Raw genomic sequence first — 10,400 nt, forward strand, 5'->3', positions numbered from 1 at the left:
TACCAACCTTCGTTACATTGTCAGAGCCGCTACTTTATTCAGGCTCCTAGGATCATCTGGTGATACAGATGGTTCACTCATTAAGCGGTGAACAGCGCTTCATACGACTTCACGTCGCACGCCCCAAAACGTGTTAACGTAATTACTCTATAGGTCGGCTTTGAGCGAAAAGCAGACATTGACCGTTAATCGTTTCAACGACGGCAATTAGCCATACGTTGCATGTTTGCTCCCTTACTGGTTTTACGATATCCAAAACCGACATAACGACCATTAAGCAAATACCAAAGTAAAATAGGTATGTGCTCCAATCATATAGCCAAAGAGGATAAAGCGTTAATAGCACTGCTACAGGCCCTAGAATGCTGAAGACAGCTCTGGTATGGTTTTTATTTTTGTGCCAGTTGTATAAGTTTACCAATAGTTCCAAAGATGCAAAAATAGGTAAAAGCGTATTTACAGCTATTCCTTCGAAGTGAGAGAAGAAGCCTAGTCCTAATGCCGATGCAAGTGACCTTAATGCAGGGAGGCAGGCCGTGCCGCTAGCCAAACGCCACTAGAGCCTACTCTGTCTAATATTTTATTTATCATTTGAAAGTCTATTGGTTGATATTACCATCATTCTAAACTCCGTATACAAGTACGGAGTCAATCATTTTAATGAGTCAATTATGGGGCAATGTGTTGGATCTTCGTTTTGCATACAGGTATTTGTCATACCCACAATTACTTTCTCTAAACGTTGAAGGTCATTAATTTTATCTCGAATGATTGCTAACTTTTGTCGGTTTAATAGCTCAACTTGAGCGCAGTTGCTGTCCATAGACATTAGCGATTTTATTTCTCTTAACGTAAAGCCGAGCGCTTTGGCTTTTGTGATAAACCTAAGTTGTCCTGCTATTGATTCGTCATATTGTCTATAACCAGATATTGGTTTTTCAGGTTGTGTAATCAGTCCTTCTCGTTCATAAAAACGAATGGTTTCTACATTTAAATTTAATGATTGTGCTAATTTGCCAATGGTTTTCATTATTGCCTTTGTGAATACTACTAATCTAAAGTTATATTTAGTTCAACTATCTAATGACTTGATAATGCCACAGACTTCAATTGTACCGTCAGACCCGCAAGAGCTTGCCATTAGTTTTAACTCTTTTTTGAGTGCATTCAATTCCTTCATTCGTTGATTAACTAAAGTTAGTTGCCGATCAATTAATGCATTTACACTAGAGCAACTCTCCTCTGGCTTGTTTTTTAATTCAATGAGTCGCTTAATATCATTAAGCGGAATATCTAAACTTCGACAATGCTTTACGAACTCTAGCTCTTTAAATGCCTTATTAGAATACAACCTGAAATTCCCTTCAGTGCGATCAGGATCTGACAGCAAGCCCTCCTTTTCATAATATCGGATGGTTTGTACTGAATACCCCGATGTTTTCGATAACTCACCAATTTTCATAAAATTTCCAAATAAACTTGACCCTATAGTCACTATAGGATTTATAGTTAGAGCATACAAGTTAATCGGAGATGAAAATGAGCGATTGTGGGTGTGAAGTTGAGCTAAAAGATAACCAGCAAAAAACGGTGCTTTATTGGCTTCTGGCTATCAATGCCTCGATGTTTGTTTTTGAAATTGGCTTTGGTTGGTTATCAGAATCAACGGCTTTAATTGCAGATTCGTTAGACATGCTAGCGGATGCAATCGTCTATGCAATTGCACTATACGCGGTGGGAAAGTCAATCCAACATAAGGCTAATGCTGCTTTAGTGAGTGGCTATTTCCAACTGGGGTTAGGCGTGCTAATTCTAATGGATATTGCTAGAAGGCTGTATGGTGAAAGTGAGCCTCACTCTTGGTTTATGATTGGCGTAGGCATGGTTGCTTTAGTTGCAAATGTGATTTGTCTCATCCTTATTCGAAAGCACAACAACGATGAAGTACATATGAGAGCTAGCTGGATATTTTCAGCGAATGATGTAATTGCAAATCTTGGTGTCGTTATCGCAGGCATACTCGTTATGGTGCTGAAACAGCGTTGGCCTGATATCGTCATTGGTAGCATCATTTCAATGTTAATTCTTCGAGGCGCTTACCGAATACTAAGCGATGCTAAACAAGAATTAGCTGTTGCTGAGAAAACACGTTAAACACCAAATGAAGATAAACAATCAACCTTTGGTTGTTCAAAGTAAGGAAACATCAATGAATAGCAAATATCTAGAAAAAACCAAGATAGTAAATTTTGAACACTCTACAATTCAATCATTAATTTCTGAGCGTAATTGGCAAGAACTCGATGACTTCAACAAAATTGGTGCAGCCTACCAATTTGTTAAAGATGAAATATTATTTGGTTACAATGAGAGTGATGATATTTCAGCAAGCAGTGTTTTAGCCGATGGTTACGGACAATGCAATACCAAGGGTAACTTGCTGATGGCTTTGTTACGAGGATTAGGTATTCAATGTCGTTTTCACGGCTTTACTATTGAGCAGCGATTACAAAAAGGAGCTATTCCAACTTATGTATTTTGGTTAGCACCTAAATATATCATTCATAGTTGGATTGAAGTTTATTTCAAGGATCGTTGGATAAACTTAGAAGGCTTTATATTAGATGAACAATATTTAAGTTCACTACAGCACAAATTTAGTCAAATAAAAAACGAATTTTGTGGTTATGGTGTTGCAACAAAGTGTTTCTCTTCGCCAGATACAGATTGGCGTGGTCAAGATACCTATATACAAAAAGAAGGTATTCATGATGATTTTGGTGTTTATAATTCCCCTGATGAGTTTTATCTCGAAAAAGGAACTAACTTATCAGGAATCAAACGTTGGATGTATCAACGAGTGATCCGTCACTTTATCAATTTTAACGTAGTCAATGTAAGAAATTTAAAAGTTCTTGAGGTGGAAAATGCACAATCATAGCCATAGCCATTCGCATGGAAAAGACGACCGTATAGGTTGGACATTTTTCCTTAATGTTTCATTTACTATTATCGAATTTATTGGTGGTTGGCTAACCAACAGTACCGCTATTATGGCTGATGCTGTACATGACCTGGGTGACAGTTTATCTATAGGATTCGCTTGGATACTGAGTCGTTTCTCGGATAAAGAAGCATCCGATAGATTTAGCTATGGCTATCGTCGTCTTACCCTGTTTGGCGCATTAATTAACAGTATTGTATTAGTTATTGGTTCTGTCTGGGTGCTATTTGAAGCAATACCAAGATTATCTAATCCTGAAATGCCAATGGCTGAAGGAATGTTGGGTCTTGCATTACTTGGGGTTGCTGTTAATGGGTATGCAGTATTTAAACTAAAAGCGGGTAAAACGCTGAACGAAAAAGTACTTACGTGGCATTTGCTTGAAGACGTACTTGGCTGGGTTGCAGTCCTAATTGTTTCTATCGTGCTGCTTTTTGTAGATCTACCAATATTAGATCCTTTGCTTTCTATAGGCTTTACACTGTTTATATTGTTTAACGTTTTGAAAAACCTGAAAACAACATTGGCACTATTTCTTCAAGCTACACCTGATGAAGAAGTGCAGAATAATATTGAAAAAGCGATAAAGGCTATACCTGAAATTAATGGGATTCATCATATGCACTTTTGGTCATTAGACGGGGAAAGTCACGTATTAACTGCTCACCTAGAGTTAGCCCATAACTTTGAGGTTGATAAATTAATTAGGCTAAAACAACAAGTGGCTAAGGAACTTTCTTCTTATAATTTATCTCATACAACCATTGAGTTTGAGTTTCCTCAAGAAACTTGCCGTGACGAGCATGAAAAACATGCGCATGGCTAGTTTAGAAAACCTTTTTTTGATATTATAATTTTTCATATTTAAGTAGGTGTTTATTTTGAAATTCAATGTTGCGTTAAAAATACTATTAGTCGTTTCGATTGTTTTGCAATCGTTAACTGCTGTTGTATCCGCAACACCTGAGAATCACCAAATAGATATAGAGCACCTTCAAATTCAACATGATCATGCAGATGATCGAAATGTCTCAAATGATAATGTAGGTGATGAGCAGCATAATGAAAAAGATTGTCATCACTGCGGACATTGCAGTGGCAGCCACTTATCTTGGATTTTAGTCAGTAATTCAAATACCACGGGCAAACTAAACATTATCAATAAAACGCCTTATCAAATTGATCAAACAAGTACCTTTCATGAAGCGATACTTCGTCCGCCTATTTCTTAATTAGATTAATTTTTAATGACCTATTTATCCTTTAATAATGGATAAAGGTTTCGTGTTTATTAATTTTAAAATTAAGAATTTTTATGTATATATATTTAAAAAATGCAGGTTTAGTCCTGTCTTTATGTATGGCTGTGAGTTTTTCAGTTGCCACTTATGCCAAACAGAAAAGTATTTCATGGCTAGATAGTCAAATAAATAAAGATCCCGAAGTTGTTGCGGCTAAAGAGTTACTTAATGCAAGTAATCATAGAGCCAAGAGCTTAACTAAAGCCGTATATAACCCAGAGCTTGAAGCAAGCTATGAAAAAGAGGGTGATTTTGATAATTATTCTATTGGTATCAGTCAAACGATTGATTTTTGGGATAAGCAATCAGCAAATAAAAGCATTGGTGAAATTGGTGTTTATGCAAACCAGCAACAATTGTTATCTCTACTCGATTCTAAAAAGGCTAACGCTTTAACTGCAATAGTTAATTGGCAAGCAGCAAAAAAGGTGGCTCAGTTACTTTCAGTAAGAGAAAATCAATTACAAACGCTCGTTGGAATTATTGAAGATAAGCGAAAAGCAGGACTTTTAGAGCCACTTGACGCTGAACTGGTTTATTTAAACTTGTCCCAAGTTTTCAGTGAAATATCTGAGTCGCAAATTGCTTTGAAAAATGCAGAGGTAAATGTTCAGGAGTTATTGCCTGATTGGACGCCTAATACTACCAATTTGTTTTCATTTACTTTTGGAGCAACAAACTATTCATTTAACTCTCAGTGGGTTGAGGAACATCCAAAAGTTAAACTCGCTAGAGCGCAATGGAAGATAAAACAATCTAAAGCTCAACTAACCACTATGGAATCTAAAGCCAATCCAACCATTGGAGTTAACGCAGGGAAAAGTGGAGATGAAGACTTGATTGGCGTGACTTTCTCAATGCCTTTAAATATCAGAAATAACTATTCAGATACTGTTAAAGCCGCTTATTCAGAAGCAATTGCAGCAGAGGCTAACTTTCGGTCGGTTTATCGAAAGCAGTCATTTGAAGCAAAAGCTAATTATGAATCGCTTATTGTCAGTAAAAAATATTATGAGCAATGGCAAAAACTGACAAAAGGCAGATTAGATAGCAGCGAAAACTTATTAAATAAGCGCTGGGAAGCTGGTGACATTAATACTTCTGACTACTTACTTGCATTAAATCAACGTGCGGAAGGGCTTCATGCAGGAATACGTTTGGAAAATCAATTCAAGCTTGCAGAAATATCCTTCATTTTAAGTATGGGTCAGTTATCCAAATTTGAGATTTGAGCGCTTTGTTTTTTCAGTAGCGAAAAACGAAATCTTAAATTTATTAAAAATATAGGTTACAAAAATGAATACAGTAATTAGTAAAAAATTTTTAGCCGTAGTAATTAGCTGCCTGTTAGTTGGGTTTACTACAAATCATGATGCTTTTGCACAGTCGTCAGATGGAACTGGTTCTGTCACAAACGTTTCGAAACAAGAAGAAAAAGAACATCAAGATGAGCATGAACACGAAAAGGGACATGAAGAAGATAAAGGTGACCATGACGAGCACGGCCATGAAGGTGGTAATAAAGAGGGAGAAGAAGGACATGAAGAAGGTATCACTATTGATCCAAAGAAGATGTCGCTTGCTAACATTAAAGTGGAAAGTGTTAAGCCTGAATATCAATTTAGCACCGTATATGCACCAGGCGAAATAAAAGCTAATGGCTATAAAAGTTATGTGGTATCGCCACGTACAGAGTCAGTCATTATTAGTCGCCATGCAGCGCTTGGAGAGCATGTAGAAATAGGTCAGAAGTTAGTTACATTATTTAGTGAAGCAATGGCACAAGCACAGGCTGACTATTTAATCGCTTCAACCGAATGGCAACGTGTGAAAAAGCTGGGTAACAAGACGGTGAGTGAAAGTAGATTATTACAAGCAGAGACTACATACAATGCGAGTTACGGGAAGCTTATTGCTTTAGGGTTAACTGAAAAAGCAATAGATGGCATTTCTAACAAAGACATAAAAGCGTTTGGGCAATATACATTAATTGCTCAGCGTGAAGGGGTTGTACTTCAAGACGATTTTATCCAAGGGCAACGTGTTGATGCTGGTGATTCAGTAATGTTGTTAGCAGATGAAAAACAACTATGGGTTGAAGCAAAAGTTTCTCCAAATAAAAAGCTAAATTTATCAATTGATTCTCCTGCGGTACTTAAATTAGAAGGCCAGAGTTACAATGCCAAAGTTATCCAAGAAGCCCATACAATTGACCCTATTACTCGTACTCGAATTATTAGGTTAGGAGTAGATAATTCGAATGATAATCTTCATTCAGGCATGTTTGTAAAAGTTTACTTTCAGTTTGCCACAAAGCAGAAAGTGATGGCTGTGCCAGAAGAAGCATTGATCCGCAGCGCAGATGGTGATTGGACAGTATTTGTCGAAGACCACCCTGGAGAATTTAAAGCTGTAGAAATAGAACTAGGCCGAGCCTTAGGTGGTTTTAGAGAAATCATTGGCCTTGATAGTGGAACGCGAATTGTAACTAAAGGCGCATTTTTTGTTGCGTCTGAAATCGCTAAAGGCGGATTTGATCCGCACAACCACTAGGGAGCAAGACTATGTTTAATAAAATAATAGATTGGTCTGTTAATAATAGACTCCTGATTTTGATTGCGCTGTTTGCCACTATGGTTGGTGCAGTTATGGTGATCCCAAAATTAAATTTGGATGCCTTTCCTGATGTTACTAATGTTCAAGTTGCTGTAAATACTGAAGCGCCAGGACTGGCTGCTGAAGAAGTTGAACAACTCATTACGTACCCCATTGAAGCGGTAATGTATGCCCTACCTGATGTAGAACAAGTGCGCTCAATTTCTAAAACAGGCTTGTCTGGCGTTACGGTTGTTTTCAAAGAAGGCACCGACATTTACTTTGCAAGACAACTCGTATTTGAGCGTCTTCAAGCCGCAAAAGAACTGATACCAGAAGGTGTTGGGACACCCGAAATGGGACCAAACACCTCTGGGCTGGGCCAAGTATTTCAGTATCTTCTTATTTCAGATAAAGGTGCAGGTTATGATGCTATGGCGCTTCGAAGCCTTAACGATTGGATTGTTAAGTTACTCGTTATGCCTGTCGATGGAGTCACTGATGTATTATCTTTTGGTGGTAATGTTAGGCAATACCAAGTCAATGTCGATCCATCTAAGCTCTTAGCATATGAACTAACGCAAGAAGACGTTGTTGGTGCCCTAGATAACAACAATGCGAATGTTGGCGGATGGTACATGAACCGTGGGCAAGAGCAGCTTGTGATTAGAGGCACAGGCTGGTTTGAGAGTGGTGAGGCTGGCATCAGTAATATCAAACAAGTTCCCGTTAAAACAGTAGATGGTACGGTTGTTACGGTTTCAGATATTGCTAAAGTTGAAATGGGCAGTGAAATTCGTCAAGGTGCTGTCACCATGACGCGCAAAACCGAAGACGGTAAAGTCGAAAATTTAGGCGAAGTTGTCTCTGGCATTGTCTTAAAACGCATGGGTTCAAATACTAAAGCCACCATTGATGGTATCAATGCAAGAATTCCATTAATTAATCAAGCATTGCCAAAAGGTGTTCGCTTTGAGCCTTTTTATGATCAGGCTGATTTGATTGAAAAAGCGGTAAATACAGTGGTTGATGCACTATTACTAGCATTTATTTTCATCTGTATTGTATTAGCACTATTTTTAATGAATTTACGTGCAACCTTCTTGGTATTAATATCTATTCCAATTTCAATTGGTATCGCGTTAATGATCATGGCTTGGTGGGGCATTTCTGCAAACCTTATGTCACTGGGTGGCATAGCGGTCGCTATTGGTATGCTTGTAGATGGCTCAGTGGTTATGGTTGAAAATATGTTTAAACATTTAAATAGACCTGACGCGACACATTCGAAATCGGTAAAGGAACGTGTTCCAACTTCTGACGCAGATCCGCACGATGTAGAACACGATGAGCACGGCATTAAATTACGTCTGCAAAATGCAGGTAAAGAAGTGGCTCGTCCCGTCTTTTTTGCTGCCTCGATTATTTTAGTCGTATTTGCGCCATTGTTCAGCTTTGAAGGGGTTGAAGCAAAGTTATTCCAACCTATGGCAATAAGCATCATCTTAGCCGTTGTATCTGCGATTGTGGTTGCGTTGTTTATCGTACCTGCACTGGCAACTTATTTATTTAAGTCAGGTGTAAAAGAGAGGGAAAGCTTTGTTCTTAGGCCATTAGACAAACTCTACAGAAAAGGGCTTACATTCGCACTAAAACGCACCAAGTTAGTCATTTCAGCCGCACTTATATTAGTTTTCTCTGCCTTTGCATTAGTTCCATTAATTGGTACTGAATTTGTACCTGAGTTAGAAGAAGGGACGATAAACTTAAGAGCAACGCTGGCACCTTCTTCCAGTTTAGATACCGCGCTCACTGTGGCACCAATTCTAGAAGAAAAACTAATGGCTTTTCCTGAAGTAACCTATGCATTAAGCCGAATTGGTCGAGCCGAAATAGGTGGAGATCCAGAGCCTGTGAATAACATAGAAATTTACATAGGGTTGAAGCCTGTTTCTGAGTGGACCAGTGCATCTAATCGATATGAACTTCAAGGGAAAATGGAGAGATCTTTAGAGGAGTTTCCTGGCTTACTACTAAACTTTTCTCAACCTATTGCGACTCGTGTTGATGAGTTACTATCTGGCGTAAAAGCTCAGTTGGCGATAAAGTTATTTGGCCCTGAGTTAGACGTTTTAGCAGCTAAAGGACAAGAGATCGAAGCGGCTATAAAGAGTGTTGATGGTGCAAGAGATGTTGCTCTTGAGCAAATTGCAGGTGAAGCGCAACTTGTCGTAAAACCTAATAGGCAAGAGCTATCGCGCTTTGGACTTTCAGTTGTTGATATAATGGAAGTTGTGCGAGATGGTATTGGAGGGGTTGAAGCTGGACAAATCATCAAAGGCAATGAACGTTATGATATTTACGTGCGTATTGAAGAAGAGTACCGACAAAATAAGGAAGCTATTTCAGATATTCGAATTCAGTCACCAACAGGCGCCTGGGTACGCTTAGGTGATGTTGCAACTGTTTCATTTGAATCAGGTCCTCCTCAAGTAAGGCGCGATGATGTTCAAAGGCGTGTCGTTATTCAAGCAAACGTTCAGAATAGAGATATGGGTAGTGTAGTAGCCGACATCAGAAAAGTTATTGCTGAGAAAGTTGACCTACCTTCAGGTTACTCGGTAGCAATAGGTGGCCAATTCGAAAGCCAGCAGCGTGCTCAAAGCAGACTAGCTATCGTTGTACCTCTATCTTTAGCGCTAATTGCATTGTTACTTTACTTTGCTTTTGGCTCTGTTGGTCAAGCTATGCTGATATTGGTCAACGTGCCGCTTGCTGTAATTGGCGGAGTTTTCTCCTTATATTTATCTGGACAATACTTGTCTGTACCAAGCTCCGTTGGCTTTATTACCTTATTTGGTGTAGCGGTATTGAATGGGGTCGTTATGGTAGAAAGTATCAACCAACGTATTAAAGACGGTCTAGAAGCATCTAAAGCCGTTTTTGAAGGCGCTACTTCAAGATTAAGACCTGTACTTATGACTGCTATAACATCAGCTTTAGGTTTGATACCGATGTTAATGTCTAATGGTGTTGGTGCAGAAATACAGCGCCCATTAGCGAGTGTTATTGTTGGCGGCTTGGTAACTGCAACACTGTTAACATTATTTGTTTTACCTGTTTTATATCGCTGGTTTTCAGAGAAAAAAATAAAAGAGCTATCCAGATAAAATTACTGTGAACTCTAACCCCACGCTAAAGTCACGTTTAGCGTGGGGTTATTGAGTAGATGAACGAAAAGAAAGATTAGATTTAACAATAAACTAATAGTCATGACTGCTTTGTCGGAATATTTGTCGTTAAACAGGCCAAAGCTAACTTCCGCTTTCGTATCTTTGCAGTCTTAATCTCTATGTGTCTCAAGGTCGGATTATGGCACAGACTGTGTGAAAACTCTGATCACCTTTTGGTCTAAGTATGTTCTGCTTATGATCTATTAATCTATACATTTAGTTCACTTAATATACTGATATTTATATAATAAGACTATTGATTCAGTT

At 38.4% G+C, this 10,400-nt stretch carries 10 protein-coding genes; 7 read left to right on the top strand and 3 right to left on the bottom strand.

Features of this window, described 5'->3' with window-relative positions:
* Window positions 1-142: 142 nt before the first annotated feature.
* The 3 genes from NH454_RS21650 to NH454_RS21660 form a co-directional block, all read right to left on the bottom strand.
* Window positions 143-550 carry a MerC family mercury resistance protein gene (locus NH454_RS21650; RefSeq protein WP_235374293.1) on the bottom strand — a complete coding sequence of 136 codons (408 nt, stop codon included), beginning with the start codon at window positions 548-550 and terminating at the stop codon, window positions 143-145.
* Between the two features lie 102 nt (window positions 551-652).
* On the bottom strand, window positions 653-1,030 hold the full coding sequence (locus NH454_RS21655; protein ID WP_004588890.1) for a MerR family transcriptional regulator: 378 nt from the start codon (window positions 1,028-1,030) through the stop codon (window positions 653-655).
* 42 nt (window positions 1,031-1,072) lie between these two features.
* Window positions 1,073-1,462: a Cd(II)/Pb(II)-responsive transcriptional regulator gene (locus tag NH454_RS21660; protein ID WP_004588889.1), complete on the bottom strand. Its 390-nt coding sequence runs from the start codon at window positions 1,460-1,462 to the stop codon at window positions 1,073-1,075.
* Between the two features lie 77 nt (window positions 1,463-1,539).
* On the opposite strand from NH454_RS21660, the gene NH454_RS21665 reads away from it, so the two are divergent.
* The 7 genes from NH454_RS21665 to NH454_RS21695 all read left to right on the top strand — a co-directional run bounded on the left by NH454_RS21665 (window position 1,540) and on the right by NH454_RS21695 (window position 10,070).
* Window positions 1,540-2,154: a cation transporter gene (locus tag NH454_RS21665; RefSeq protein WP_004588888.1), complete on the top strand. Its 615-nt coding sequence runs from the start codon at window positions 1,540-1,542 to the stop codon at window positions 2,152-2,154.
* A gap of 55 nt (window positions 2,155-2,209) precedes the next feature.
* On the top strand, window positions 2,210-2,941 hold the full coding sequence (locus NH454_RS21670) for a transglutaminase family protein (protein ID WP_004588887.1): 732 nt from the start codon (window positions 2,210-2,212) through the stop codon (window positions 2,939-2,941).
* Window positions 2,928-3,830 (top strand): cation diffusion facilitator family transporter, encoded by a 903-nt coding sequence (locus tag NH454_RS21675; protein ID WP_004588886.1) that lies wholly within the window; start codon window positions 2,928-2,930, stop codon window positions 3,828-3,830. The genes NH454_RS21670 and NH454_RS21675 overlap by 14 nt, the downstream gene beginning before the upstream one ends.
* 46 nt (window positions 3,831-3,876) lie before the next feature.
* Complete coding sequence (locus tag NH454_RS21680; protein WP_230237179.1) at window positions 3,877-4,236, top strand: hypothetical protein; 360 nt, start codon at window positions 3,877-3,879, stop codon at window positions 4,234-4,236.
* 83 nt (window positions 4,237-4,319) lie between these two features.
* Window positions 4,320-5,537, top strand: a complete 1,218-nt coding sequence (locus tag NH454_RS21685; protein WP_008468875.1) for a TolC family protein — start codon at window positions 4,320-4,322, stop codon at window positions 5,535-5,537.
* A gap of 64 nt (window positions 5,538-5,601) precedes the next feature.
* The gene (locus tag NH454_RS21690; protein ID WP_235378307.1) at window positions 5,602-6,858 is read left to right on the top strand and encodes an efflux RND transporter periplasmic adaptor subunit; all 1,257 of its coding nucleotides are present in this window, start codon (window positions 5,602-5,604) and stop codon (window positions 6,856-6,858) included.
* An 11-nt stretch (window positions 6,859-6,869) separates the two neighbouring features.
* Entirely contained in the window at window positions 6,870-10,070 is a 3,201-nt protein-coding gene (locus NH454_RS21695; RefSeq protein ID WP_055022222.1) for a CusA/CzcA family heavy metal efflux RND transporter, read from the top strand.
* Window positions 10,071-10,400: the final 330 nt, after the last annotated feature.

This window comes from Pseudoalteromonas sp. Ps84H-4 (genome assembly GCF_024124645.1).
Classification (GTDB): Bacteria; Pseudomonadota; Gammaproteobacteria; order Enterobacterales; family Alteromonadaceae; genus Pseudoalteromonas; species Pseudoalteromonas lipolytica_C.